The sequence below is a fragment of the Methylobacterium sp. WL119 genome, assembly GCF_008039875.1.
GTDB lineage: Bacteria > Pseudomonadota > Alphaproteobacteria > Rhizobiales > Beijerinckiaceae > Methylobacterium.
In genome coordinates, this window is the sequence record NZ_VRUU01000005.1 from 93,102 (window position 1) to 117,594 (window position 24,493).

General features: G+C 68.6%; 28 protein-coding genes and 1 tRNA gene. 17 read left to right on the forward strand and 12 right to left on the reverse strand.

Features of this window, described 5'->3' with window-relative positions:
- Genes FV227_RS04325 through FV227_RS28835 form a run of 3 tightly spaced genes read left to right on the forward strand, consistent with a single transcriptional unit; the run spans position 1 to position 7,629 of the window.
- The gene (locus FV227_RS04325) at positions 1-1,314 is read left to right on the forward strand and encodes a hypothetical protein (RefSeq protein WP_187274676.1); all 1,314 of its coding nucleotides are present in this window, start codon (positions 1-3) and stop codon (positions 1,312-1,314) included.
- Positions 1,315-1,324: 10 nt separating this feature from the next.
- A complete protein-coding gene (locus FV227_RS04330; protein ID WP_147858380.1) occupies positions 1,325-4,336 on the forward strand; it encodes a hypothetical protein in 3,012 nt (1,003 codons plus the stop codon).
- Positions 4,333-7,629 carry a hypothetical protein gene (locus FV227_RS28835; protein ID WP_187274677.1) on the forward strand — a complete coding sequence of 1,099 codons (3,297 nt, stop codon included), beginning with the start codon at positions 4,333-4,335 and terminating at the stop codon, positions 7,627-7,629. The genes FV227_RS04330 and FV227_RS28835 overlap by 4 nt, the downstream gene beginning before the upstream one ends.
- Here the strand turns inward: FV227_RS28835 and FV227_RS04340 are convergent.
- From FV227_RS04340 to FV227_RS04350, 3 genes are read right to left on the reverse strand one after another with little or no spacing between them, the layout of a single operon-like run.
- Positions 7,612-7,836, reverse strand: a complete 225-nt coding sequence (locus tag FV227_RS04340; RefSeq protein ID WP_147858381.1) for a hypothetical protein — start codon at positions 7,834-7,836, stop codon at positions 7,612-7,614. The two genes, FV227_RS28835 and FV227_RS04340, sit on opposite strands and share 18 nt — an antisense overlap.
- Positions 7,836-8,066, reverse strand: coding sequence for a hypothetical protein (locus FV227_RS04345; RefSeq protein WP_147858382.1), 231 nt, complete (start codon positions 8,064-8,066; stop codon positions 7,836-7,838). The genes FV227_RS04340 and FV227_RS04345 overlap by 1 nt, the downstream gene beginning before the upstream one ends.
- A 5-nt stretch (positions 8,067-8,071) precedes the next feature.
- On the reverse strand, positions 8,072-8,425 hold the full coding sequence (locus tag FV227_RS04350; RefSeq protein ID WP_147858383.1) for a hypothetical protein: 354 nt from the start codon (positions 8,423-8,425) through the stop codon (positions 8,072-8,074).
- 831 nt (positions 8,426-9,256) lie between these two features.
- On the opposite strand from FV227_RS04350, the gene FV227_RS04355 reads away from it, so the two are divergent.
- The 8 genes from FV227_RS04355 (at position 9,257) to FV227_RS04390 (ending at position 15,159) form a co-directional block, all read left to right on the forward strand.
- On the forward strand, positions 9,257-10,009 hold the full coding sequence (locus FV227_RS04355; RefSeq protein ID WP_147858384.1) for a hypothetical protein: 753 nt from the start codon (positions 9,257-9,259) through the stop codon (positions 10,007-10,009).
- Positions 10,010-10,090: 81 nt separating this feature from the next.
- Positions 10,091-11,353, forward strand: coding sequence for a tail fiber protein (locus FV227_RS04360; RefSeq protein ID WP_147858385.1), 1,263 nt, complete (start codon positions 10,091-10,093; stop codon positions 11,351-11,353).
- Positions 11,354-11,382: 29 nt separating this feature from the next.
- Positions 11,383-12,735: a hypothetical protein gene (locus FV227_RS04365; RefSeq protein WP_147858386.1), complete on the forward strand. Its 1,353-nt coding sequence runs from the start codon at positions 11,383-11,385 to the stop codon at positions 12,733-12,735.
- Positions 12,735-12,998 carry a hypothetical protein gene (locus FV227_RS04370; RefSeq protein ID WP_147858387.1) on the forward strand — a complete coding sequence of 88 codons (264 nt, stop codon included), beginning with the start codon at positions 12,735-12,737 and terminating at the stop codon, positions 12,996-12,998. The genes FV227_RS04365 and FV227_RS04370 overlap by 1 nt, the downstream gene beginning before the upstream one ends.
- Before the next feature lie 24 nt (positions 12,999-13,022).
- Positions 13,023-13,880 (forward strand): glycoside hydrolase family 19 protein, encoded by an 858-nt coding sequence (locus tag FV227_RS04375; protein ID WP_147858388.1) that lies wholly within the window; start codon positions 13,023-13,025, stop codon positions 13,878-13,880.
- A gap of 2 nt (positions 13,881-13,882) precedes the next feature.
- Entirely contained in the window at positions 13,883-14,158 is a 276-nt protein-coding gene (locus FV227_RS04380) for a hypothetical protein (protein ID WP_147858389.1), read from the forward strand.
- Positions 14,158-14,568, forward strand: a complete 411-nt coding sequence (locus FV227_RS04385) for a hypothetical protein (RefSeq protein WP_246686392.1) — start codon at positions 14,158-14,160, stop codon at positions 14,566-14,568. Before FV227_RS04380 ends, FV227_RS04385 begins: the two co-directional genes overlap by 1 nt.
- Positions 14,569-14,646: 78 nt before the next feature.
- Complete coding sequence (locus tag FV227_RS04390; protein WP_147858390.1) at positions 14,647-15,159, forward strand: hypothetical protein; 513 nt, start codon at positions 14,647-14,649, stop codon at positions 15,157-15,159.
- A 603-nt stretch (positions 15,160-15,762) separates the two neighbouring features.
- Here the strand turns inward: FV227_RS04390 and FV227_RS04395 are convergent.
- The gene (locus FV227_RS04395; RefSeq protein ID WP_147862872.1) at positions 15,763-16,038 is read right to left on the reverse strand and encodes a hypothetical protein; all 276 of its coding nucleotides are present in this window, start codon (positions 16,036-16,038) and stop codon (positions 15,763-15,765) included.
- A gap of 163 nt (positions 16,039-16,201) precedes the next feature.
- Between FV227_RS04395 and FV227_RS04400 the strand changes: the two genes are divergently transcribed.
- Both FV227_RS04400 and FV227_RS04405 read left to right on the forward strand, forming a co-directional pair.
- Entirely contained in the window at positions 16,202-16,396 is a 195-nt protein-coding gene (locus FV227_RS04400) for a hypothetical protein (protein WP_147858392.1), read from the forward strand.
- 301 nt (positions 16,397-16,697) lie between these two features.
- Positions 16,698-17,159 (forward strand): hypothetical protein, encoded by a 462-nt coding sequence (locus tag FV227_RS04405; protein WP_147858393.1) that lies wholly within the window; start codon positions 16,698-16,700, stop codon positions 17,157-17,159.
- A 71-nt stretch (positions 17,160-17,230) separates the two neighbouring features.
- On the opposite strand, the gene FV227_RS04410 is transcribed toward FV227_RS04405, so the two are convergent.
- The 7 genes from FV227_RS04410 to FV227_RS04440 form a co-directional block, all read right to left on the reverse strand.
- Positions 17,231-17,539 carry a hypothetical protein gene (locus tag FV227_RS04410; protein ID WP_147858394.1) on the reverse strand — a complete coding sequence of 103 codons (309 nt, stop codon included), beginning with the start codon at positions 17,537-17,539 and terminating at the stop codon, positions 17,231-17,233.
- Between the two features lie 568 nt (positions 17,540-18,107).
- Positions 18,108-18,725: an adenylyl-sulfate kinase gene (gene cysC / locus FV227_RS04415; RefSeq protein WP_281407512.1), complete on the reverse strand. Its 618-nt coding sequence runs from the start codon at positions 18,723-18,725 to the stop codon at positions 18,108-18,110.
- A 160-nt stretch (positions 18,726-18,885) separates the two neighbouring features.
- A complete protein-coding gene (locus FV227_RS04420) occupies positions 18,886-19,188 on the reverse strand; it encodes a hypothetical protein (RefSeq protein WP_147858396.1) in 303 nt (100 codons plus the stop codon).
- Complete coding sequence (locus tag FV227_RS04425; protein ID WP_147858397.1) at positions 19,185-19,364, reverse strand: hypothetical protein; 180 nt, start codon at positions 19,362-19,364, stop codon at positions 19,185-19,187. Before FV227_RS04425 ends, FV227_RS04420 begins: the two co-directional genes overlap by 4 nt.
- Positions 19,361-19,888, reverse strand: coding sequence for a metal-dependent phosphohydrolase (locus FV227_RS04430; RefSeq protein WP_147858398.1), 528 nt, complete (start codon positions 19,886-19,888; stop codon positions 19,361-19,363). Before FV227_RS04430 ends, FV227_RS04425 begins: the two co-directional genes overlap by 4 nt.
- Entirely contained in the window at positions 19,885-20,145 is a 261-nt protein-coding gene (locus tag FV227_RS04435; RefSeq protein WP_147858399.1) for a hypothetical protein, read from the reverse strand. The genes FV227_RS04430 and FV227_RS04435 overlap by 4 nt, the downstream gene beginning before the upstream one ends.
- 506 nt (positions 20,146-20,651) lie before the next feature.
- A tRNA-Thr gene (locus FV227_RS04440) sits at positions 20,652-20,727 on the reverse strand.
- A gap of 217 nt (positions 20,728-20,944) precedes the next feature.
- Between FV227_RS04440 and FV227_RS04445 the strand changes: the two genes are divergently transcribed.
- From FV227_RS04445 to FV227_RS04455, 3 genes are read left to right on the forward strand one after another with little or no spacing between them, the layout of a single operon-like run.
- Positions 20,945-21,415, forward strand: a complete 471-nt coding sequence (locus FV227_RS04445) for a TerB family tellurite resistance protein (RefSeq protein ID WP_147725673.1) — start codon at positions 20,945-20,947, stop codon at positions 21,413-21,415.
- A 13-nt stretch (positions 21,416-21,428) separates the two neighbouring features.
- Positions 21,429-21,827, forward strand: coding sequence for a CidA/LrgA family protein (locus FV227_RS04450; protein WP_147725672.1), 399 nt, complete (start codon positions 21,429-21,431; stop codon positions 21,825-21,827).
- Positions 21,824-22,540: an LrgB family protein gene (locus FV227_RS04455; RefSeq protein WP_147725671.1), complete on the forward strand. Its 717-nt coding sequence runs from the start codon at positions 21,824-21,826 to the stop codon at positions 22,538-22,540. The genes FV227_RS04450 and FV227_RS04455 overlap by 4 nt, the downstream gene beginning before the upstream one ends.
- Before the next feature lie 10 nt (positions 22,541-22,550).
- Here FV227_RS04455 and FV227_RS04460 read toward each other — a convergent pair whose 3' ends face one another.
- Positions 22,551-23,645 carry an NAD(P)/FAD-dependent oxidoreductase gene (locus FV227_RS04460; protein ID WP_147725670.1) on the reverse strand — a complete coding sequence of 365 codons (1,095 nt, stop codon included), beginning with the start codon at positions 23,643-23,645 and terminating at the stop codon, positions 22,551-22,553.
- Between the two features lie 424 nt (positions 23,646-24,069).
- On the opposite strand from FV227_RS04460, the gene FV227_RS04465 reads away from it, so the two are divergent.
- The gene (locus FV227_RS04465) at positions 24,070-24,477 is read left to right on the forward strand and encodes a MucR family transcriptional regulator (RefSeq protein WP_147725669.1); all 408 of its coding nucleotides are present in this window, start codon (positions 24,070-24,072) and stop codon (positions 24,475-24,477) included.
- Positions 24,478-24,493 lie beyond the last annotated feature (16 nt).

Sequence of the window (24,493 nt, forward strand, 5' to 3'; positions counted from 1 at the left end):
ATGGGCGGCGGCACCAAGACCCAGACCACGACGCAGAACACCAAGTCTGACCCGTGGGATCCGGCACAGCCCGCGCTCCAGCAGATCCTCGGCGGTGCCACCACGGCGCTGAACTCGGGCGTCGGATCGCAGGTCTACACCGGGCAGCGTGTGGCCGGGCTCGGGTCCGACACGCTCGACGGCCTCGATGCGATGAAGACGGGCGCGGCCGCCGGCACCGGCACCGCAGCGGCCGGCAACAGCTACCTCGGAGGCTTGCTCGGCTCGGGCGGCTCGACCCCGGCGACGCAGGCGGCGGTCGCCGGTCTCGGGGGCGTCAACACCAACGTCGACACGTCGGGCGTCTCGTCCGCCGCGGCGCGCCTCGCCGATCCGAACAGCATCGCCCGGACCACCGGGGCGGCGCTGGCCGGCGGCGACTACGCGACCGACGCCTCGCCATTGTCCGGTCTCGCGAGCAATCTCGCCACCGGCGGGACGCAGACCGAGCGCTCGCTTCAGGACGTCGCCGACGGGAAGTACCTGTCGGGGGGCAACCCGTACCTGCAGGCGATGATCGACAAGGCGACGACCAGCGCCGCCTCGACCGTCGGGCAGAAGTTCGCAGCCTCGGGTCGGTATGGCTCCGGCCGGTTCGCCGGCGCCACGGCGGAGGCGGCCCAGAATGCCGACCTTGGCCTGCGCTACCAGGATTACTCGACCGAGCGCGACCGGCAGGCCGCGGCCGCCGGCGCGATCGACAGCGCGGAGAACGCGCGCGCCAGTACCGCGACGGGCGTCTACCAGGGCCTCGTGGGTATCAATCAGGGCAACGCGGGGCTCGCCGCCACCGGTGCCGGCCTCTCGCTCTCCGCCGATCAGGCCGGGCTCACCGGCGCCTCGACGCTCGCCTCGCTCCAGGGCTCGAACGCCGACCGCACGCTCGGCCAGCAGGGTGCGCTCCTCTCGGCCGCGCAGGGCGACCGCGCGGCGGGCCTCGCGGCGATCGGCGCCGAGGGGGCGAACCAGACTGCCCTCACCGCACCCGGGCAGACCCTCGCGCAGGTCGGTGCGATCCAGGATGCGGCCCGGCAAGATCAGCTCACGTCGGATCAGACCGTCTTCGACGAGCAGCAGGCCGCGCCGTGGAAGCAGCTCGGGCTCGCCTCGAGCGTCGTCGATCCCATCGCCGGCCTCGGCGGCACGACGAGCGGCACGACGGTCCAGAAGATCCCGCAGGCGAGCTTCTTCCAGCAGCTGATGGGCGGGCTGATCGGCGCCGGCGGCGCTGCCGCCAATTCGGCCTCCGCGCTCGGCAAGGCCGGCCTGATCTGAGGGCGGTTCCGTGGCATCCTCTCCCGCCCCCTTCGGCTTCTTGCCGCCCGGCGTGCTTTCGGGCCTGCGCCGGTCCGTGATCGATCCCGAGACCGGTAACGCGGTCGTCACATCGGCGCCTACCGGCGAGGTGGTCCAGCGGTCCGCGGTCCTGCCGATCGGGCGGGATGACGACGGGCGGCTGACGCCGGCGGTACCGGGGCTGATCGCCGACGCCCCGCAGAGCATCGCGTCGGCCCTCACGTTGCCTCGCGATGCCTGGCGCGGAGATGTCCAGACCCAGCCCACGATGATGAGCGCGGACGAGGGGCGGCGCGTCGCCGACCTCGCCGGCACCGCGATGACGGGATCGCTGCCGTTCGGGGTGCCGAAGGGCGCGCTGCGGATGTTCGGCGGCGCCGCGACGCACGAGGTCGACCCGTTCGCGGCGCTCGAGGCGGGACTGGCCGCCGGCATGAAGGATGCGGAGCCGATCGCCCGGCCGATCGCCCGCGTCGACCCGACGGCGAAGTCGTGGGACCTGTTCCACGGCACCGCGGCGCCGGAGGATTTCGCGCGCTTCAACCCGCACCTCGCGGCATCCTCGCGTCCGCACACGCCCGAGGGCGAGACCGGCGCCGTGTTCCTGTCGCCGGCTGCAGGGGAGGCCAACCATTACGCCTCGGCGCGCTCGTCGTCCGGCCCGGATGCAGCCGGTCCCCGCGTGATCCGCACGACCGTCGATCCGGGCAAGACCGACGTCTTCGACCTCCCGGCCCTGTTCGAGAACGACCCGACCTTCGTCGCACGGGCGCGGGACGCGTTCATCCAGGACGCGAAGAGCAACGGCGCCGACCCCGACGTGGTCGCACGCGCCGGCTCGGTTTTCGACGAGCGCCATGCCCGGATGCTCGACGAGTTCCGGATCGCCCGCGATCTGAACGCGCAGCTCGCCGAGCTCGGCTACCCGGCGACCGAGGTCCCGCAGGTGCAATGGGGCTACGGCGCGACTTCGGCGGCGATCCAGCGCGCTCGCGAACAGGGTCTCGACACCGCGGTCCTGCGCGGCCTGAGCGAGAGCAACGGCGGTGACCAGGTCGTCGCCCTGACGCCGGGCCGGGTCCGCTCGTTCTACGCGCCCGACCAGCTTCTCTACTCCGGCGGCCCGTCGGGGGCCGGCGTCGGCGTCGCCGCGCTCGCCGCCCGCTCCGACGCGCAGGCCGCCCCCTCCCAAGGAACCCCGCCTATGTCCGCTGGCCCTGCTCTGTTCGGCTTCAACCTGTCGCCCGAGGACATCGCGCGGCTGATGCGCCAGCAGGGCGCCGACCCGCGCGCCGACATGCCGGCAGAGGATGCGGCCCCGGTCTCGTTCCTGACGCAGCACGGCCCCGACGGCTTCGTGATCCCGCCGGCCGTCCGCGCGACGGCGCCGGCGGGCGATCCGTCCGCGCTGCGCCCCGACGAACAGGCGGCCGCCGTGGCTGCCAGCGCGCCGGCCCCGTCGCTCGAGAACGCTCCGGCCAGACTGGCCCCGGCACCGCAGAGCCTCACCGGCCTTCCGCCGTCCTTCAGCTTCCCCGATCCGGTCGCGCCGCGCTCCGCACCAGCGCCGGCCTCGCGCGTCGCCGCCCACGCTCCCGCACCCGAAGTCGACGACGCGCCGGCGCCGATGACGGTGCCCCTGCCGCCGCAGCGTGCGCTCGGCCTCGGCGCGCCGTCGCAGGCCGACATGCCCGCTGTCGGTGCCGTCCCCGCGCAGGGCCAAGCGCCGGCCGGTGCGCCGGCGGTGCCGGAGAAGGAAGGCCCCGGCATCGGCGCCATCCTCGGCCGCCTCGGCGATGCGGGGGTCGGCGATCAGATGATGGCCTTCGGGTCCGGCCTGATGAGCAAGCACGGCTTCGGCGCCGGCGCGGCGGCCGGCTTTGACAACATGCAGCGGGCCTCGAAGGACCGCGCCGTCACGGATCTCGCGAAGGCCGACCTCTCCCTCAAGCAGCGTAAAATCGCGCAGGAGACGGCCGCGCTCGGCGGCAACGCGGCGATCATCAAGCGCGCCTTCCCCACCCTGTCCGATGCCGAGGCGATCGCAGCAGGCTCGAACGGCGGCCAGGTCACCGAGGCGCTCAAGATCCTGCGCGACCCGAACCACGGGCGCGAGAACGATCCGGCCATCGTGAAGGCGCGCGCGCAGGCGCAGGCCGAGGGTACGGCGGCGGGGTCGAAGGACGATGTGCAGATCGTGACGCGCCCCGACGGCTCGATCGCTGCGGTGAACAAGAGCCAGATTGGCGAGCCGAACGCCGCTGCGGTCACCACCGTCGCCCCGGCGACCGGCGGCACGCGGATCTGGGGCGCACCGGGCCCGGATGGGCAGGTAGTCCAGGCGCCGCCGAACACGCCGGCCGGCACGCCGGGCTACTACGACGAGAAGGGCGCGCCGCACGTCTCCCTGACGCAGGGCACGAACCAGCTGCCGCAGAAGGCCAACACCGAGCTCGACGCGGCTGCCGTGAAGGCCATCACCGAGAGCCGGGCGAAGGCCGAGGGTGCCGTCGGCACCATCGCGGCGATCAACCGGCAGAAGGAAGCCCTCGACAACGGCATCGTGTCGGGCGCGGGCGCGGACTGGCGCACCAAGGCGCGAGCGATCACGGCGCAGATCCTCGGCATCCCGGACAGCTACGTGACGCAGTCGCAGCTCTTCGACCAGGCCGCGACCCAGAAGAGCGCCGAGCTCGCCAAGGCGATCTCGCAGTCCGGCCACACGACGAACATGGACCTTCAACTCGGCAAGACGATCTCGTCGGGCGACCGCTCCAGCGTCGAGGCCGCGCTGCGGGCCGGCATCGAGGCGCAGGAGATCCTCGCCAAGAAGACGATCGAGCACCACAACAGCAGCGTGGATCGGTTCGCGACGCCCGAGACGGCCCAGCGTGCCGGGTTCTTCAAGGTCGAGCAGCCCGAGATCTACCAGTACAAGCCCACGGCCCCCGACCGGTCCGCCGTCGAGACCGAACTGCGTCGCCGGGGGATGATGCGTTGAGCGACCTGTCGAAGCTCTCCGACGACGAGCTGATGCGGCTCTACCACGCCACGCCGGAGCCGAAGCCGGCGCCCGGCGCGGCGCCGACGGCAGATCTCTCCAAGATGTCGGACGCCGACCTGATGAAGCTGCACGCCAGCTTCACGGACGCGCCCTCCTCCGGCGTGGCCGGCGATGATGTTGCTGCCGTCGGGCGCGGGATCATCGACGGCGTGCCGGTGGTCGGCCCGTACCTCACCGCTGGCGTGAACAAGGCCGTCGCCGGCGTGCGCGCGCTCCAGCACGACACGAAGTACAGCGACGAGCTGCGCAACGTGGAGAATTTCGGACGCGCCACGGCGGCCGAGCACCCGATCGCCGACATGGCGGGCCAGCTGGCGGGCGGTGTCGTCGGCACGCTTCCGCTAGTTGCCGTCGCGCCCGCCGCGTTCGGCGCGGGTGCCGGCGGGTTGGCAGCTCGCACGGGCGCCTCGCTTCTTAGCGGGGGCGTACTGGGTGGTGCCGATGCGGCCGTCCGGAACGATGGCGACCTGCCTGCGACCAAGGATGGCGCCTTGATTGGCGCGGGCCTTGGCGCGGCCGGTCCTATCGCTGGGCGCCTCGTCGGCAAGGCTGTCACCGCGATGCGGGGTGGCGATCCCGGGATGCACCTCCTGCGGGAAGCGACGCACGGGATATCCGAATCCGAACTAGCCTCGGCGCAGGCGATCCGTGACAGCTCGCGCGCGCTTCCGGGCGGCGGCGTCGAAATCCCCCTCGACGAGGCGCTGAACCGCGCCACCGACGGACGGGCCGGGCGCGTTTCGCAGCTCTCCCGCGTCGCGGCGAACTCCGGCGGCGAGGGCGGGCGGATCGCCTCCGAGGTCTATGCCGGCCGGCCCGCGTCGATCGACAACGTGTCCCGTGCGCTATTCGACCAGATCGCGCCGGAGAACGTGGCGCCGTCGGCCGTCGGGCTCGACGTCCAGTCGGCGGCGCGCGCCGGCGTCCGACAGACCCCCGAGGGCGTAGCCCTGGATCAGGCCCGCGCCGCCGTCGGCCCGCGCGTCACGCCGGATCAGGCCGGCCGCACGATCCAGCCGGAGATGCGCAACGTCGCCGACGCACGCGAGGCCGTCCGGTCGCTGCAGGCCGATCGCGATTATGCCGCCGCGCGCGCTGCGCCGGAGAATGCCGGCATCGAGCGCACGGTCACGGTGGAGCGCCCCGGCGAGCCGGTCGTGATCCAGCCGACCTACAGCCGGCCACAGTTCGAGGCCGATGCTCCCCGCCCGGCTGACCCGGCACCGGTCCGCGGCGCGGCCACCGAGGCTGATGCGCAGGGTGAGAGCCTCGCCCGCTTCATCGCGCGCAACGGCGGCCTCGACCTCACGAGCGATCTGCGCAGCCAGGACTTCCACCGGTTCAACATCCCCGGCGCCGGCACGGTGGCGCGAGAGGGCGGCAAGCCGCTCGACAGCTTCTGGCGCGTGAAGCTGATGGAGGCGGGCTACCTGCGGCCGGACGCCGACGGTGGCATGGCACGGGACATCCGCGGCGAGCTGATGCGCAAGCTCACGAACGAGCGCCGCGGCGTGCCGTCGTACCCGATCGGGCAGGAGCGGGCGCCGCTCGGCGAGCGGCTGAAGGCCGGGCAGATCGCCGACGACTTCAGCCACGCCCGCGACCTCGCCGAGAGCCGCCTGAACGAGGACCTGACCCGCGTCGGCGTCGATCCGGCGAGCGTGCATCCGGACATCCGCGACCGCGTCCTCGGCACGCTGATGCGCGACGGCGGCGCTGATCCGGTCGAAGCCTACGAAGCGGTCGTCGGCAAGATGAAGGGGCCGCTCGAGCCCTACACAAAGACGCCGACCATCACCGAGGAGATCCCGGACGTCCGATTCGGGCAGGTGAACCCGATGCCGGCGCTTGATGCGGTCGCCGGGCAAGCCCGCACCGCCAAGAGCGACGTGCGGGGGGCGCTCGGCAACGTCCGACGCGACCTGATTAGCGCGGACGGCCAGCCCGACATGAGCGTCGAGGGCCTGCTGCACGCCCGCGAGCGCAACGACTTCGCGATCCGGCAGGCGCAGGAGGTCGGCGACGCGACGAAGGTGCGTGACCTCACGATCCCTCGGCAGGCGCTCGACCGGCAGCTGAAGGCCGTCCCCGAGGTCGCGACGGCCGACGCCAACTTCGCCGCGAACAGTCGGCCTCTGGAGCCGTTCACCGGCAACACCCCGCTCGGGCGCGTGGTCCAGCGCGATCCGACCACCGGCCGGATGGCGACGCCGACCGAGCAGGTACCGAGCCATCTGCAGGGCGCCTCGGCCGCACGCGAGTTCCTGGCGAATGCGACGCCGGCCGCGCGCCAGGCCTACGAGGGCCATGTCGCGACCCGCATCCTCGACGCGGCGACCGACCGGCGCGGCACGATCAATCCGGACGCCCTGAACCAGGCGCTGCGCGAGCACGTCGACGTGCTGACGGAGATGCCGGACGTCTACCATCGCCTCGACGACGTGGTGCGCGCCCGCGACGGGCTCGCTCGCGTCGAGAAGAGCCCGCTCGGGCAGCTCGCCCAGACCGACGACGTCCGCCGCGCCGTCAACGTGCTGTTCCCGCAGGTGCCGCAGGGCGCGAACCACCATGAGATCGCCGCGGCGATGACGGCGGTGGCCCGCAACAACCCGGCGGCCGCGCGTGACCTGACGCGGATCTACCTCGAGACGCTGTTCAATGAATCGACCCAGCAGGTGAAGGGCATCGCGGCGCAATACGGCGGCGCGGGCTTCGCCTCAGCGGTACGCGGCAACCCCCAGCAGCGCCACAACCTCGAAGCGGTCCTGCGCGTCCTGCCCGACGGCGAGATGCGCGCGGCTGCGGTCGACCGGCTGCTGACGACCCTCGAGGCGACCGGCTACAGGCCGCAGAAGGGCTCGGATACCGCGTTCAACCAGGCGATCCAGAAGCAACTCGCCAGCGGCAACACCCCGGTCGGACAGGCGATCGCGAGCGCAGCGTCCGGCGCGACGGCGGGCGCCACCGTCGGCGGCCTTAGCGGGGCGCTCGGCGGCGGTGTGGTCGGCCTGAAGCACGGCATCAGCGATGCGGTGACCCATGCTCGGATGATGGGGAACGGCGAGGCGATCGCGCGGCTGATCTACGATCCGAAGGCGCTTCCGGACCTGCGGGCTCTCTCGAAGTCGCCGCCCGGCTCGAAGAACGCCGAGCTCTTCACGGCGCGGCTGCTGCGCCTGGCGAACGACGGCCAGCGGCCGGTCGTGAATCAGTCAGCGACGGCGCGGTAGGAAGGGGCGCATCCGGCCGGCCTCGTTGCGAGGCCAGTAGCCGACGACCGCCGCAACGACGAATATCGCCACGATGAAGGCGATTGAGCCGCACTCACCGACGGAGTCGGTCAGCCAACGATTGAAGCCCGGCACAACGAGCTTCAGCACCCAGCCGATTGCCAGCATGACGGCGGTGAACAGGACGAAGGCCACGACGCGATGCATCACAGCACCTTCGTGCAGACCGCGTGGATGCTTCCCTCGCCGTTGGGGCCGGTCGGGATCGCACAACGCTGCATGCTACCGGTCAGCCTGTCCAGGAGATAGAAGGTGTCCCAGCCCATCGAATCCTTCGAGAAGTTGACCGCTTCCCAGCGGTTGGATAGCGCGCCGACCATCGCAGAAATGATGATCGCTGCGAGGAGCGTGGCGGGAACGGCGAGCCAGCGGGGCATAGTGATCAGTGCATGAGCTTGGAGATCGCGAACGCGATCGCGCTGATGCCGCCCAACATGCCGACAATGATCGCCACCGTCTGCCACGTGGTCGGGATGCTCGTTACGCGGCCAGAGACATTCTCCATCTTGCCGGTCAGTTCTCCATGCATCCGCGCCAACCCGGCCGCGTCAGCAGTGTGATCGAGACGCGTTTCGAGTTTCGCCAGTACCGTATCGACGGCGCCGAATCGATCCGACATCCCACTGAACCGCTTCTCGTTCTCCAAACGGCCGTCGCCGATGGACCTTGAGATAGCGTCCAGCTTGTCGAGGATCGCCTTCTGACCGTCTTCGAGAGCTTTAACGCGCGGTCCCATAGGATCTTCTGGGCCTCCCCCGTCTCCGGTATTCATAGCCCCACCTATGACTGCACGATCGACAGCAATCGCACTGCGGCTGGACGACGATGCTAACTGCGAATAGCTCGTCTTTCGCCTTTCAGCCATACAGTTACTCCCTCCCTAAATTTTTTTCTTTTATCCATTTAACTATCGCAGCGCGTCGAATGAATTTTACGTTGGCGCAGGTTTGACACTCGACAATCATAACTTTAATGTTGTTACTAGTAATTTCTTGGTCGCTGGACTTTACGTCGATTGCACCATAAATTTGTTCATCAAGTGGTCCTATGAACCAGCTTTGACTTTTACAAATTTCACATATGAATTCCCCACCGGATTTTTCTTCAAGATAGCTCGTTACATCGGAGTATGAGAGCTTTTCGATGTCTGGCGGGTCGAACAAATTTGGAAAAGCCATCAGTTCGCCCCCTCTGGATCTTCTCGGTTCGGGAGCAGGCCCTGGCCTGTAAGCCAATCGCGTAGCGCGTAACGAACAGCGTCAGGCCGCGACGCTAAAGGCTCATTCGCTGTCTTGGCGCGCATGAAAGCATCCAGCGCGTCGATCATCGGCGCGGGCATGCGGACGTTCACGGCAGCGGTATCGAGCCGCGGCCTGCCCCTTGGTCGGCGATCCAAATGCGTCGTCATCGCTTTTCATAGCGCTATTAAATCGGTGGGCAAGCTGCCCCCTGTATTACCCTTGACCCGACGGGCAATCCGCCTGAATAAGCCACCGTCAGGCGCCCTGCGCGCCGGCAGACAAGGCCGCTCCGAGATGGGCGGCCTTTCGCGTTTCCGGAGCACCGCATGGCCGCAGATCCTCGCGCCGCGGCGCTCATCGTGTCGGCCCAGCGCATCGGTGCCAACCCGCTCGATTACGCGACCGTCATGTCCTACGAGACCGGCGGCAAGCTCGATCCGAGCGTTCGGGGCGGAGCCGGCAACCGGCATATCGGCCTGATCCAGTTCGGCCCGGCCGAGCAGAAGGCCTACGGCGCGAGTCAGGACCAGAGCTTCGAGGAGCAGCTGCCGGCGGTCGAAGCGTACCTGACCGACCGCGGCTTCAAGCCCGGGATGGGGCGCCTTGACCTCTACTCGACCATCAACGCCGGGCACCCGGGGCTCTATGACAAGAGCGACGCCGGCAACGGTGGCGCGCCCGGGACCGTCGCCGACAAGGTCAACGGGCAGATGGCCGGGCACGAGGCGAAGGCCGCGGCCTTCCTCGGCGGCGACTTCACGCCGTCGATGCCCGGCGGTGCAGCGCCAACGCCCGCTGCCGGCGCTTTCGGTCTCGCCGGCCCCGTCGCGTCCGGTACCGCCGATTCCGTCACGCCCGCCGCTGGCGCCACGATGCAGGCGCCCGCGAAGGACGACAGCGTCGACGTCGCCGGCCTGCTGAAGGCGCTGAACGGCGGCGGGCAGGCAGCGGCCTCGCCGGTCGCGCAATCGGCCGCCGCATCGGCCGCACCGCAGATGCTGCAGCCGCATCGCCCGGCGGCCCAACCGTTCGACGCTTCGCGCTTCTTCGCCATGCTCCCCGGCGCCCGCTCGCGCTGATCCACCCCAACCGCTGCACCACCCGATCCGGACGCGCTCGCGTCGTCGGAGCCGGACCCGTGCGCGCCGCCAGGAGCCGCCATGACGGGCCTGAAAGACTTCTCCACCGACGCCGCGTCGAACGATGTCGGCGCCCCCCCGATCCTCTGGCAGGAGGGGCAGCCGGCCGGGACCGTGAACAACTCGGCGCGTGCGCTGATGGCCGCGTTGGCCTGCTGGCGTGACGACAACTCGGGCATTCTCGGCGCGACCGGGGGCGCGTCCGGCGCGTACAGCCTCGCCACAGAGCAAGGGTTCACGTCGGCCGACTACGCTCAAGCGTTCGACCTGGCCTGGACACCGGATGCCGCCAACCCCGGCCCGTGCACGTTCCAGCCGGACGCTGCCGGGCCAAAGCCGATGCGCAGGCCGGGCGGCGCCGAGCTCGCACCGGGCGATATCCAGGTCGGGCAGGTCTACCGGGTTCGGTGGCATCCCGGGACCACCGTCGTCACGGTCGTAGCTCCGTTCATCGAACAGGCCGGCTCGATCAAGGCTTTCGCGTCCGCTGCAGCCGTCCCCCCGGGGTGGCTGCCGTGCGTCGGGTCGCCGATCTCGCGCGGGGTGTATGCCGCCCTCTTCGGCGCGATCGGAACGACCTGGGGCGTCGGCGACGGATCGACCACGTTCAACCTGCCGAACTTCCAAGGCCGTACGTTGTTCGGGGCGGACATCAACGCGGGTCTCCTGACCGGCGCTGGTGGCATCAACCCCACCGTCGGATCGATCGGCGGTGCGGAAGCGATCGCGCTGTCTGCAGCGCAGCTGGCAAGCCATACCCACACCGGGGCGGCAGCGGCGGCGGGCGCGCACGATCACGGTGGCTCGGTCGTAGCGGCGGGGCAGCACTCCCACGGCGGTGCAACGACGGCGGCCGGAAACCATACGCACGGCGGTTCGACCGTGACCGCTGGCTCCCATGCACATACCGGCACGACCGCGTCTGCCGGCACGCACGGACACCCGATCACCTACAGCATCGGAACCGCTGGCAGCGGCGGCACGAACCGCGTCGTCACGGATCTCGAGCCGAACGGCAGCAACAATGCGGGCGGCGCAACCGACGGAGCCGGTGCCCACACCCACGACTTCACGACAGCAGCGTCAGGCGACCACAGCCACGGCGTGACGATCGCTGCCGTCGGGGACCACGCTCACGGCATCCTCGCCGACGGCCAGCATGCGCACGCGATCAACGTCGTCGCCGACCATACCCACACCCTGACGATCGACGCCGCCGGCTCCGGCGCAGCGCACCCGAACATGCCGCCAGGCGCGGTCATCGTCTGGGCGATCAAGGCCTGAACCCGCCTCAGCAATCCTGGATCACGCCCATGCTTGTGCGCAATGCGCTCCTCGCCGCCCTTGCCCTTGTCGCTGTCGCGAGCGGCCCCGCCGCATCCCAGACCGCGCCGGGTAGCGCCTTCTCCTGGAGCACCGATCCGGACCGGAATGCGGTGGTCGACCCGGCGATCCCGGCGCAGGACGGGGCTTCTGCCCGGTCGTACATGTCGACGGTGCGTGGGGTCATGTCCGGCGTAGCGCAGGCGCTCGGAACGCGCGGAGCCGCAGGCGGGATCGCGACCCTTGGATCGGACGGCCGGCTGCCCGGGCCGCAATCCCCAGCGAATCCCAGTTCCGTGACGAGCACGGTCCTCGAATCACTCATCGTCTCGCCCAAGTTTTCGCACGGCGGGATGGTGTTTCAGAATACCGCCGTCGCGGCGGGTGACATCCTCGGTCCCCAGCAGCCGCCCTCGTACTTCACCCATGACGGCGTTCGGTCATCGATCGTCGTGATGCCGGATGCGACGGCGCAGACCACCTCCGCGTTCGGGGGCTACGTCCGCAACAACTCGACGCGGGACGCCGCCGGCATTTTCACGACCTGCGCACAGGTCGCAGAAAACGGCCCTTGCTGGGGCGCCAACGTCACGATGATCGATGCCGGAGCGAACGGCGTCGTCACGAGCGGGGGCGGCAAGCGGCTGATCGGTATCGAGATTAACCCGTCCGTCACGAGCCCGAACACGACGGTCCAGGGCATCTCGATCATCGGATCGTCGATCTCTCAACCGGCCTACTCCGATGGCATCACGGTCAGCCACCTGAACGCGAGCGCACCCGGCACCCGTACGTGGAGCCACGCCTTCGTCGTCGGCGATGCGTCCGCGCAAATCGGCTATCTGACGGGAGCGCTGTCGCTGACCGGCTCCAACGTCGGCGGCATCCAGAACTACCTGAACTATCGCGACTCGGCCGGCACCGCACAGGCGGTTCGGTACGCGGCGACCGGCGCCGGCGGTCTGGCGATTAGCGGCACGGCCGCCGCCAACGGCATCACCATCACGCCGGCCGCCGCCGGGCAGTTCCCGACGATCCAGGCATTCGGCTCGGATGCGAACCCCGGCCTCGTGCTCCAGGCGCAGGGTCTCGGTCAGGTGGTGACCCAGAGCCTCCTCAGCGTCGCCAAGGGTCTCTATGTCGCCGCCTCGGCCACGTTCGCCGTGCCGGTGAAGTTCCCGGTCTATCCTGTCGCCTCCCTGCCGACCTGCAACGCGGCGGCACAGGGGAGCTACGCCGCGGTCTCCGACGCAACGACGCTGACGTATGGCGCCGCGCCGGTTGGCGGCGGGTCGATCTCGACGCCGGTCTATTGCCGCGGCGACGTGTGGACCATGCACTGATGAGCCGCCTCCTCGCAGCGGTCGCGCTGCTCAGCACGCTGGCTACTTCCGCCATGGCAGATGCCCTGCCCGTCTGGTGGCTGGGGGCGGTTTCGGCCGGTATCGTTGACCCGTCCAGCGTTCCCGCCGCGGACTCTTTAAGGCTGATCGGCGGTGAGATCGAGATCTCGGGCATCGCCGTTCGCCGCCATCACCCGGTCTCCGTCGCCGTCGATGTCGAGGGCATCCCGGCCCGCATCTGCCCGGCGCCTCGCCGCCGCTGATCCTTCATCTTCGTGGAGACGACCATGGCCTCGTCCACCGACGCGGGGGCGTTCGCGCGCCTGGATCGCGCCCTGTTCTTCGCTGCGATCCGCCCGCTGTTCGGGTCGATGACGCAGGCGCAGGTGGACGGCGTGGGCCGGCTGCTCGACGCCTTCCTGCTGCACGCCCTGCTGCTCGACCGGCGCCACCTCGCCTACATCCTGGCCACGAGCTTCCACGAGACCGGCCGACGGATGATGCCGGTGCGGGAGGGGTTCGCGACCTCGGATGCGGCCGCGCGCCGGGCGGTAGCCGCCCTGTTCGCGTCAGGCAAGATCAGCCGAAACTACGCCCTGCCGAACGCGCGCGGGCTCTCGTTCTACGGCCGTGGCGACGTGCAGCTGACCTTCGAGGATAACTACGCCGCGATGGGCAAGCTGCTCGGGCTCGACCTCGCCGGCAACCCGGACCTGGCGCTCGACCCGGCCGTGTCGGCCTGGATCCTGATCGAGGGCGTGACGCGCGGCGTGTCCATCAAGGGCGACTTCACCGGCCGGGCGCTCGAGGACTTCATCGCCGGCAACCGGTGCGACTACGTCGGGGCCCGCCGGACCGTGAACGGGACGGACAAGGCGGCGGCAATCGCGGGCTACGCGGAGCGGTTCGAGGCGGCGCTGGTCGCCGGCGGGATGCCGCTGACGGCGGCACGGATGCCGGGAGCGCTCGGGGCCGGGCCGCCGCCCATCGTCGCTCCGCCCCGGGCGGCCAGCCCCGCTCCGACGACTCCTGCCCTGCCCCAGCCCGCCCTCACCGGCGGGCTTTCTTCTGCGCCGAGCTTTGCGCCCGCCCCGGGGTTCTGGTCGCGCGTGCACGCCCTGCTCTCTCACCCAAAGGCTGCCTGACCATGATCGCTCGTAATGCCCGCCGCATACAGGTGATCTGGCGTCGTCTCCGGGGCTGGCGCACGTTCATCTTTTTCACGCCGGCGTTCCTGGTGACGCTGCTCGACGCGCTCCACGCGATCGACTTCCGGCAGCTGCTGCTTGACATGGGCGCGCCCGAGGGAACGGCGAAGGCGATCGTCGCCGGCTGCTTCCTCGTTGGCATCGTTCTGCGGGCTTACACCACCACACCGCCGATGCGGCCGCAGGGTGGCCCGGACGCCGGAGGGCCACGCTGATGGGCCTCCTCGCCTCGTTCATCCTCGGCCTGCCCGGCATCGCTGGGAAGCTGCTCGACTACCTCGGTAAGCGGTCCGACAACACGGTTCTGACCAACGGCCAGAACGTGACGGCCGACACGACCGTCGCGCAGGCGCAGCTCGTCGCGTACGTCGAGGAGCGCAAGGCCATCGAGGCAGAACGCGCGGCGCAGCGCCTCTCGCCGTGGTCCGCCTGGATGATCCCGACGGCGTTCGGGCTCTGCATGCTCCACTTCGGCGCGATCGTCCTCGACTCGACGTTCCTATTCAACTGGCAGGTCGCGAAGCTGCCGACGCCCTACGACGCGATGGAGCAGATGATCGTCGCGTCCGTGATCGGCGTCGCCGGCGTCCAGGCCGCGGTCGGGCGTATCTTCTCGAAGCGGTAGCGCTTCAACCTCCCCCGCAGCAGGGGGAGGGATCACCGCGCGACCGGAACACCGGCGCGCCTCACTCGGGGCTGCACGATGTCCGACACCGCCGAACCGAAGAGGGCGCGTCGTACGCGCCGCCACGATCCCACCGCCCTACGCCGTTCGGCGCTGGAGCACATCGGCTCCGAGCTCGGGGCCGCCATTCAGCCGCCGGTGCCGCCGGGGCTGGGCGAAGGGCTGCTGGATCGAGCCGCCCGGGGGGACACGATGCAGGACCGGCATATCGCGAACCTGCTCGGACAGCTGCTGGCTCGGAGCGAGGCCAACGGCGACCAAATCGACGAAACGCGAGCGCAGGTGACCCGCATGGACGAGAAGCTCGAGGCGATCAGCCGCCGGCTGGATGGAGTCGCCTACCAGAAGGACATCGCGTCGTTCATGACTCGCGAGGAGATCGAGCGGAAGATCGAGAAATCGGCCACGGAGATCAAGGGCGAGGTCGCCGGCCTGCGCAAGATCGGCTGGGGCCTCACCTCGGCTGTGCTCATCGGTGCGGTCGGCCTGCTCGTGAAGGTCATCATGGCGGCGGCGCACATCGCGACCTGACCTCGCGTTGACAACTGTTAACACCCTCGGCGCCCGGCGCTCACGCCATTCGAGATCGCCTGCGGACCGGCTCAGTGAGCTCCTGCCCCAAGGGATGAGGCTCCCTCGGCCTTGTTCTACTCCCGCCTCATCCCGGCCGGCAGCGAGACGGACTTGGAGCTGATGGCGCTGGGTGGCATGTTTCTAGAATGAGCGCTCATCCCATACGGGCCTTACACGGCAGCTTCTTTCGTTGCTCAGCATGCGGTGAACGGTACCTGACCACCTGCGGAACCAAAGCTGAAGGCCCTACATCGCAAGACGATGCTCGGTTCCTGAACTACGACTGCCGCCGGATTATGGGCGACTACGAGGACCCGCGGTTTCGCTCCTTTCGCCGGTTGGGAGAGGATGAAACGATCTGATCATGTCTAAGTATAGCGCGGACTGAGGATGAGCGCCGGCTTCCCCCGTGGACGTAACCTCTCCCACGGCTTGCTCCCGAGCTTCGTCGTTTGGTATGCCAGAGATCTAGGGCCGCCGGGCTTTCGCTCTCCTCTAGCTTCGGTATCCACAACCTCGGCCCGGCCAGCACCCGCTGCGCCGGGCTTTTTCGTACCTGCACTACCCCTCGCCCGGATACACCCCGGTCGCCCGCCATATCCGAATTCGCAGGAGCCGGATCTGCGCGCGCCGCAGCGCCGAGCCGGCATAGCCCTGAAGCACTGGATCGCCCCACAGCCTCAGGATCTTGCGGTTGTTCCGGCAGGTCCGGACAGCTCGTGTCCGATGCCAGGCGATCTGCTCCGCCAGTGAGGCGCAATCATACCAGCGGTGAAAGCCCTCGACGATCTCGCGGATCTCGGGGTCCGGTTCGTCGGTTAGGTTGAGCTTCTCCATCCGCATCGCGGCTTCCCCTGCGATCTCGGCTGGCACACTCGCTTAGCGAGCCTCCGCGCGCCAGCGGTTAGCGGGGAAACCTGCGGTTAGGATGAACGTATTTGTCTTGAGGAACTGGTTCGGAAGGCAGCAGGGGTAGCATTCCAGATTACGGGAGAAGCTGATGGACGGCAGCACGAAGAACGACGACGCCGAAGCAATGCGGCTCGGTTGGGAGGCTGGCAAAATCGAGAAGAGCTCCGCGTGCGACTGTCCATACGAGCCCTCGGTGTTCGGGCTCCGGTTCGCCTGGCTGGATGGCTTCTCGAAGGGCCGCGTCGAGTTGCAGAAGGCGACAGGGACCGAGCCGGCAATCTGAATCAAAGAGCCGGCGACGGGCGTCGTCGCGTTGGCACATCGATCGCTCAGGGTCACGGCGTGGGGCAATTCTGTTTCACGCTCATTCCTACCCGAGATCAACTTTAGCCCCACCGGCACCAGCCGTGCGGGGCTTTTTCGTGTCTTCGGGGTCTGATTAAGCCTATCGATCCAAGGCGTTTCGATCTAACAGAAATATCATTTGATTGTTGTGTTTGATTGATCGAAAGACGGGTTAGGTATTCCTTGATATTTTTTGAACATGTCCCGTTAAGCAGAGTTGCCGCCAAAAGGAGGCTCCCATGCGCCAGATGATTAGTGCTTTAACATTTGTTTGTTTTGGCGGTGTTGCACTTGCTCAGTCTGCCGACAGCACGGTAGCCGATAAGACCAAAAACGACGTGCAGTTGAACGAGCTTCGAACCGCACCGACCCCAAAGCAGGTGGGCGACCTTGATCCCGTGCAGCTCGCGTCGGCCCATCGTGAGCGCGCGGCCTCCGTCGACGAGAAAACAAATGGTCTTTGGCAGTCCTGGACGACCTCAATTTGCGAGGGATGTGGGAACACGCCCCCTTATCAGGATACGGTCCGGAACGACTTCGCCAATCGAAAAGGGCTTGCCGGTCTCAAGACTGAAGTCAACCCGGGAACACAGCAGCAAGCGGTCTCACAAAAAGCCCAGCCCGAGTCTCCTAAGCGGGGCCTATATACCGACCTGTCGAACGAGAACATCGACCAGATACGGCGCATGCCAGGACGGTAGGAGCCCTTAAACGCAACGAAATACCCCAGCCCGCCCGTCACCACCGGAGCGGGCTTTTTCCTGTCCGCCCCCTACCGCGCCGCCTCCCAAACCGGCACGCCAACCGGTCGCCCCGGCCGATCCCGCCGAAAGGTCTGATTCCCGTACCGGATCCAGATGTCGCCGATCGCCTCGACGCGGCGGGCGTTGATCATCAGCCCGCCGCAGTAGTCGACGCGGACGACGCCGACGGTCGGGTGCACGCCGAAGAGGTCGGTGGCTGTCCAGCCATGAGCGATGACGTCCTCGGCAAACCGGTCGAGGAAGTCGATCGCGGCCTCGCGCATCTCTTGCCAGCGCTGCGCCGAGAAGCCGGGACAGGGCGGCACCGTCGGCTTCATAGCCTCGAGCGCATCGCGCCAGGCCTGGACGTCGGAAGGCACGGGTCGAATCGGTGCGGGTGATGCCATGGGTCTCGCCGGATGTGGGCCGGCGGGGATAGGGGCCCTGGCTAGGTGGCGCAAGGCGGTGGACAGGCTCTGCTGCCACCCGGGGCGAGCTGTGAATTTCGTCGATGGCTTAATGTGATGATTACGCTCTTCTGGCCGCCACGAAATATCAATCAGCGCTGATCTGATTTACCACCTGAGCAGGGAAAAACCGCCTTACTGTGCAGGGCCCTGATTCGATAAGGTGGTCGAGGAGAACTTCGACTTCTGATCCCTCGTGAACTGGCCACGCAGCGACGACAAGCCCAGAGGTGTTCAAATCCATTAACAAAAGCCGTTGACCGACCTGGAAGCGTTGACGGAAGAGTCGTGGCTGAGCCATCGGCGAGCTACCACTTGGGCTGTGACCGAGGATAGGTACGCCCGTAGTTAATTGAGCGGCAAGCCTTAATAGGCCAGTAGCGGACGAGCCTACGATCACATTCGCGTGGCGGTAAATGCAATTTATCGAATTTTCGGCTCAACGTGCAGTGGTAAGTACCAGCAGATCCGACAGCAGCTTTGCCGCCGAATCTACAACGGAAAAGCCTTGTGTGCAAATCACCAGATCAGGCGCTGTAGGCACCTCGTAGGGCGCCGAGATCCCCGTGAAGTTCGGGATCGCGCCGGCCCGCGCCCTGTCGTACAGGCCCTTCGGGTCGCGCGCCTCGCACACCGCCAGTGAGGTGTCGATGAAGACCTCCAGGAACGGGATGTCGCCCGCGATCTGCCGCGCCGTCGCGCGCTCGGCGCGGAACGGCGAGATCAGCGACACGATCACCACCAGTCCCGCCTCCGCCATCAGGCGCGCGGTCTCGGCCGCCCGCCGGATGTTCTCGGCGCGATCGGCCGCGGTGAACCCGAGGTCCCGGTTAAGGCCGTGGCGCAGGTTGTCGCCGTCGAGCACCATGGCGTGCCGCCCCGCCTTGGTGAGCGAGCGGTCGACGGCGTTGGCGATGCTCGACTTGCCCGCCCCCGACAGCCCGGTGAACCAGGCGATGGCCGGGCGCTGGTTTAAGCTGCGCCAGCGCATCTCGCGAGGCTGAAGGGTCTGCCAGACGAGGTTCGGATTAACCTCATACGTGTCGCCTGTGGTCACTTTGCTTTCCGACATGCGTGCATTCGGGGCCGACTTATCACGGGTTCGTTATCTCGATTGTTTCTTAGCAGCACCACGGGTTGCATAGCTTTTACGCCAGGCGTGGTCGTTCCGGCACTGAACCACCTGGCTCGGGTCTGCCACGCGGGGCTTCTCGTGCCTACTCTACCGACCGCAGCTTCGGCCCCGCCCCGGTGTGCACGCCCGTGAAGTCGGGCCGGGTGCTGATCCGGTCCTTCCGCTTACAGGCCGAGCACACCAGCCGCAGCGCGACATCCGGTACGGGGAAGTCGTCCGGCAGGCCGGCGAAAGACATGGCTCCGCTGTGCCCGCACTCGCAGAACACCAGCAGCCCACGCGCGCCATTCGCCTTGCTGTTCGCGATCGTGGCCGGCGGCTGCTCGATGCCGTCGGCGTTGTACCAGCGGCGCGGATTGCGGAGGTGCCTCGGAACGCCCTTCACTGGATCGTCGCCGAGCCCGAGACCAGGCCTAGAAGCGCAGCGAGCTTCAACAGCCCCGCGTCGCTCATCTCCTCACCATTTACCAGCCACAAGCTTAGGTCGTCCCCGGTCGGCTCGACGTACATGCCGATCGCGCGAAGGGCTTCGACGGCTTCGTGGAACGGGTCGTCGCTCAACCACGCCAACCCTTCGCCCGTACGGCCTCGTTCAGCATCGCCATGGATGGCTCGTACTTCGCAAGCAACCGTGCCTGCGTCCCTGCGTCGAGCTGAGCCAGCCGATCGAGATCCGCGTTGTCCTCATTGTCGGAGAGCTTCACGAGCAGCACGGCAAGTGGCGCGTCCTGGCAAAGATCGCGGATCGCCTCGTCGTACCGCACACCGGTGTGCTTCGTCAGCGCCAAGACCCCGAACACAACCTCCGTGGAGAAACCCTCGCGAAAGAGATCCTGCTGCCGATATGGCGTGTCCTCAATCACATCGTGAAGCCATGCGATCTGAAGCATCTCGCTGACCATCATGTCGTTCAAATAGCCTGGCAGACCTGAGGCCTTCGCAGTGGTGCGCGCCGCGACGCGCCAAAGATGGTCGACGTAGGGGTCTCCTGCCTTGTCGATTTGATCGGCATGAACCGCGCACGCGAAAGCCTCGGCGTCAGCGGACGTACGCCGGAGCGGAGGCAGGATGAGGTCGCGCCTCACGCCGCCACCGGCCGAGCCAGCAGGATCGCGGTCCGCACCATGCCGCGCCGAAAGGACTCGGACGCGCCGGGCTCGGCGACCGCCTTCCGCGACGGCTCGTGGTCCTTCACCGCGGCGGACGGATCGACCGTGTGGCCGCTCGCGAACCGGAACAGGCTCACCGTCGGGTCGCGCATGAACACGTCGACCGCGTCGTTCACCTCGTCGGAGGCGATCGTCTTGGCTTTGATGAGGTCGCCGGTGGTGGGGTCTGCCATGGTCGAATCCTAAAGTCGGCCTAGCATCGGCACTGCGGTCCGAGCCGCGGCTCACCGAGCTAAGGTCTGAGCATCTTTAGGAGTGATGCCTTGCGATCTGAGCTGCTCGTTCTGCTCATTGACCTGGATGGGATCCACCCGGCGCACGGGCGCTCCTGGCAGCGTGATAGAAGGCTCAGAAACCGAACCTGCAGACACGGATGGCATGCAAAGCTTCTGGCAGATTGGCACGTTTTCGACCGTTGACGAGCAACGACCTACAGCGGTGCCCTGAACGCAGACACATGCGCATATGGCGAACGCCGGGACGGGTGCGATCGCGATCGCAAGCGTGAGGATGATGGTTCGCATGGCGCTGACCTGGATGGTTGCACCTGATCCTAAAGCCCGTGGGTTATAGGGGCCACAGGTGATTGAAGGCATGTCGCTAGGAAGGCAGTTGCCCAGTCTGCTTACTATGTGCTTACCGGTCATCATTTCCGGTAAGCAAGCAGAGGGCTAAGTGTTGGTGCCGCTTGAGGGATTCGAACCCCCGACCCCCTCATTACGAATGAGGTGCTCTACCAGCTGAGCTAAAGCGGCATCCGTCCGCGGTCGCAGGGTGCGATCGCCGAGGCAACGGTGCATAGCCGTCCGGTCTGCCGTTGGCAAGGCGGCACCGTTCGCGAGGCCGGCGGCGATGCAGGCGGGACACGGCGGCGCGGGGAAGCGTCGGGGCTGGGCTTCGCGTCCTTGACGGGGGCGGATGCGGCGGGAAGGGTCCCACCGCACCGGGCGCGCCGGTCGCGGGAACATCGCCATGTCGCTGATCGCACGCCTGCGGGCCTATGCCGCCGAGGCCCTTGGGGTCGCCGCGCACGAGACGCCGGGCGACGACACCCACCTGGCCGCCACCGCGCTCCTCGTCCACGTGGCCCGGGCCGACGGCATCCTCGCGCCGGCGGAATCGGACCGCCTCGCGCGTCTGGTGCGCGGGCGCTACGCCGAGAGCGCCGAGGCCGCCGACGCCCTGATCGCCCGGGCCGCCGCCTTCGATTCCGAGACCCGCGACGTGGCGAGCCTCGTCGAGATGCTGCCGCACGAGGCCGATGCCGGCGAGCGCGGGCGCATCCTGGCGATGGCGTGGTCCGTCGCCGCCGCCGACGGCCACGTCGACGAGTTCGAGGAGGCGCTGGTCTGGCGGCTCGGCAAGCTCCTCGGCTTCGACGAGGCCGGGATCGCGCGGGCGCGCGGCGAGGGCATCCCCGGCATCGCCGCCGATCCGGCCTGAGCGGCGGCGATCGATGATCGCGAGCCTGACCCTGATCCTGCTGGCGCAGCTCCTCGGCGAGGTGCTTGCCCGCAGCGCCGGGCTGCCCCTCCCCGGCCCGGTCCTCGGCATGGCCCTGATGCTGGGCTTCCTGGTGCTGCGCGACCGGCGCGCGCTGCACCTGGCGCGGGTCCTGCCGAAGCCGCTGACCGACGGGACGTTGGAGAACACGGCCCGCGGGCTGCTCGCGAACCTGTCGCTGATGTTCGTTCCGGCCGGCGCCGGAATCGTCGGGCGCCTCGACGTGGTGCAGGCGCAGGGGCTTCGCCTCGCGATCGTGGTCGTGGTCTCGACCGTGGCGGCGCTCGTCGCCACGGTTCTGGTGTTCCTCTGGGTCGCGCGGCTGACGGCGCGGATCGGGGGCGACCGGTGAGCGGCGAGTTCGCGGTCTGGGTCTACCTCGCGCGCACGCCGCTGCTGTGGCTGACGGTGACGCTGGCCGCCTACCTCGTGGCGGACCGGATCTCGGCCGCGAGCGGGCGCCACCCGGTGGCGAACCCGGTGCTCATCGCCATCGCGATCACCGGCACGGTGCTGACCCTGACCGGCACGCCCTACGCCACCTACTTCGACGGCGCGCAGTTCGTCCACTTCCTGCTCGGGCCGGCGACGGTGGTGCTGGCGATGCCGCTGTACGAGCACCGCGCCACGGTGATGCGGGCGCTCCTGCCCATGCTCGCCGCCCTCGTCGCCGGCTGCACGGTGGCGCTCGGCAGCGCGATCGTGCTGGCGCGCCTCCTCGGCATCCCGGAGCCCGTCATCGTCTCGCTCAGCCCGAAATCGGTCACGTCGGGGGTGGCGATGGGCATCTCGGAAGCGCTCGGCGGCGACCCGACGCTGACGGCGGTGCTGGTGATGCTGACCGGCATCACCGGGGCGATCCTCGTGACGCCGCTGATGCAGGCCTTGGGCATCCGCGACATGCGCGCCCGCGGTTTCGCGGTTGGGCTCGCCGCCCACGGCGTCGGCACCGCGCGGGCGTTCCAGGTGAGCGAGGTCGCCGGCACCTTCGCCGGCATCGCCATGGGGTTGAACGCCTTCCTCACCGCGATCTTCGTGCCGCTGGCGCTGCGGATCCTGTCCTGAGAGCGCGCTGTCACGCGCCGAGGCGGTCGGCCACCGCCTCGGCCAGGGACAGGCTGGCGGTCAGGCCCGGGCTCTCGATTCCGAACAGGTGAACGAGGCCCGGCAGGCCGTGCTCGGCCGGCCCGTCGATCACGAAGTCGGCGGCCGGCTCGCCCGGGCCGGTGAGCTTCGGGCGGATGCCGGCGTAATCGGGGACCAGCGCGCCGTCGGGCAGGCCGGGCCAGTAGCGCCGGATCGCCGCGTAGAAGGCGTCGCCGCGCGCCGGATCGACCCGGTAGTCGACCGCCTCGATCCACTCGACGTCGGGGCCGAAGCGCATCCGCCCGGCGAGATCGAGGGTGAGATGGGTGCCGAGGCCGCCCTCGACCGGTGACGGATAGATCAGCCGGGAGAACGCGGGCTTTCCCGTGAAGCCGAAGTAGTTGCCGCGCGCCAGCACGCGGCGCGGTACCCGCTCGGCCGGGTAGCCCTCGGTCTGCGCGGCCAGGGCCTGTGCGTCGAGGCTCGCCGCGTTGACCACCGCGTCGCACGGATAGTCGCCGGGGCTCGCACCGCCGAACGCCGCCGCCCAACGTCCGTCGCGGCGCGCTAGGCCGGTGACGGGGGTGTGCAGGGCGATCGCGCCGCCGCGATCCTCGAGGTCGCCCTGCAGCGCCAGCATCAGGCCGTGGCTGTCGACGATTCCCGTCCGCGGCGACAAAAGCGCTGCGGTGCAGGCGAGGTTCGGCTCCAGGCGTCGGGCCTGGGCGGCGTCGAGCAGATCGAGTCCTTCGACGCCGTTGGCGACGCCGCGATCCCGGATCGCGGCGATCGTCTCCGCCTCGGCCTCCGTCGTGGCGACGATGAGCTTGCCGCAGGCGCGGTGGGCGATGCCGTGGCTTTCGCAGAGCGCGTAGAGCCGGCGCGCGCCGTCAACGCAGTGCTTCGCCCGCAGGGAGCCCGCCGGATAGTACATCCCGCCGTGGATCACCTCGGAGTTGCGCGCGGACACGCCGGTGCCGACCGCCTCCGCCGCCTCCGCGACGACGACCTCGTGCCCCCGCAGCGCCAGGGCGCGCGCTGTCGCGAGGCCGACGACGCCCGCACCGACGACCAGGACTTCCATGATGCGATCCTCCGCCGCCCGTTCTCGGCGAGGTCGCCGGACCGGTAAAGGCCCGATGCCTCGTCGAGGGCGTCGCACCGGGCGGAAGCGTGAGGCATACAACTAGAAAGTGCATAGCGATTCACGCGATCGGCGGACGATTTAGGGTTCGCCTAAGGGATTGTCTCCGTGAGCGAAATGGTCGACCGGAGCGCGCTACGTGCGTGCATTTGCAACCCGCTTGAGCGCGTTAATCAATTCTAAGTAGATTTAACTCACTGAATGGATCGCGCATAAGTTGTGTTTTGAGCGCGCAGGCGCATAATCGTTCGGCAGCGGCTCCTCCCGCCGCGTCCCTCTAGAGCGATCGACCGCTGAAGCATCCTGGTTTCGACGACTTCGCGCCCCGGCGCACCCACCAGATTGAATTCGGAAGGACACGACCGTGCAGACCACCTCAGACCCCATCGATCTCGCCGCGAAGATCCTCGCCGCCTACGTCGCCCGAAACTCGGTGCCGGCCGCCGGCTTGCCGGACCTCATCCGGACGGTCCACGGCTCGATCACCGGCCTGCAGACGCCGCCGAAGCCGGTGCTCGCCCGGCCGACCGACGCCCAGATCCGCGCCTCGATCCGCCAGGATTCGATCATCAGCTTCGAGGACGGCAAGCCCTACAAGGCGTTGCGCCGGCACCTGACGCTCCGCGGCCTGTCGCCGGAGGCCTACCGCAGCAAGTGGGGCCTCCCGATCGACTACCCCCTGGTCTCGGCGAGCTACAGCGCCCGCCGCTCGGTGATCTCCCGGACCATCGGCCAGAACCAGCGCCTGCGGCTGCAGCAGGCGGCGGAGTGATCCGCTGAACCTCGAC

Coding starts and splice junctions, on each gene's coding strand:
- FV227_RS04325 (WP_187274676.1), top strand. CDS start 1: ATGGGCGGCGGCACCAAGACCCAGACCACGACGCAGAACACCAAGTCT.
- FV227_RS04340 (WP_147858381.1), bottom strand. CDS start 7,836: ATGCATCGCGTCGTGGCCTTCGTCCTGTTCACCGCCGTCATGCTGGCA.
- FV227_RS04345 (WP_147858382.1), bottom strand. CDS start 8,066: ATGCCCCGCTGGCTCGCCGTTCCCGCCACGCTCCTCGCAGCGATCATC.
- FV227_RS04350 (WP_147858383.1), bottom strand. CDS start 8,425: ATGGGACCGCGCGTTAAAGCTCTCGAAGACGGTCAGAAGGCGATCCTC.
- FV227_RS04355 (WP_147858384.1), top strand. CDS start 9,257: ATGGCCGCAGATCCTCGCGCCGCGGCGCTCATCGTGTCGGCCCAGCGC.
- FV227_RS04360 (WP_147858385.1), top strand. CDS start 10,091: ATGACGGGCCTGAAAGACTTCTCCACCGACGCCGCGTCGAACGATGTC.
- FV227_RS04365 (WP_147858386.1), top strand. CDS start 11,383: ATGCTTGTGCGCAATGCGCTCCTCGCCGCCCTTGCCCTTGTCGCTGTC.
- FV227_RS04370 (WP_147858387.1), top strand. CDS start 12,735: ATGAGCCGCCTCCTCGCAGCGGTCGCGCTGCTCAGCACGCTGGCTACT.
- FV227_RS04375 (WP_147858388.1), top strand. CDS start 13,023: ATGGCCTCGTCCACCGACGCGGGGGCGTTCGCGCGCCTGGATCGCGCC.
- FV227_RS04380 (WP_147858389.1), top strand. CDS start 13,883: ATGATCGCTCGTAATGCCCGCCGCATACAGGTGATCTGGCGTCGTCTC.
- FV227_RS04385 (WP_246686392.1), top strand. CDS start 14,158: ATGGGCCTCCTCGCCTCGTTCATCCTCGGCCTGCCCGGCATCGCTGGG.
- FV227_RS04390 (WP_147858390.1), top strand. CDS start 14,647: ATGTCCGACACCGCCGAACCGAAGAGGGCGCGTCGTACGCGCCGCCAC.
- FV227_RS04395 (WP_147862872.1), bottom strand. CDS start 16,038: ATGGAGAAGCTCAACCTAACCGACGAACCGGACCCCGAGATCCGCGAG.
- FV227_RS04400 (WP_147858392.1), top strand. CDS start 16,202: ATGGACGGCAGCACGAAGAACGACGACGCCGAAGCAATGCGGCTCGGT.
- FV227_RS04405 (WP_147858393.1), top strand. CDS start 16,698: ATGCGCCAGATGATTAGTGCTTTAACATTTGTTTGTTTTGGCGGTGTT.
- FV227_RS04410 (WP_147858394.1), bottom strand. CDS start 17,539: ATGAAGCCGACGGTGCCGCCCTGTCCCGGCTTCTCGGCGCAGCGCTGG.
- FV227_RS04435 (WP_147858399.1), bottom strand. CDS start 20,145: ATGGCAGACCCCACCACCGGCGACCTCATCAAAGCCAAGACGATCGCC.
- FV227_RS04445 (WP_147725673.1), top strand. CDS start 20,945: ATGTCGCTGATCGCACGCCTGCGGGCCTATGCCGCCGAGGCCCTTGGG.
- FV227_RS04450 (WP_147725672.1), top strand. CDS start 21,429: ATGATCGCGAGCCTGACCCTGATCCTGCTGGCGCAGCTCCTCGGCGAG.
- FV227_RS04460 (WP_147725670.1), bottom strand. CDS start 23,645: ATGGAAGTCCTGGTCGTCGGTGCGGGCGTCGTCGGCCTCGCGACAGCG.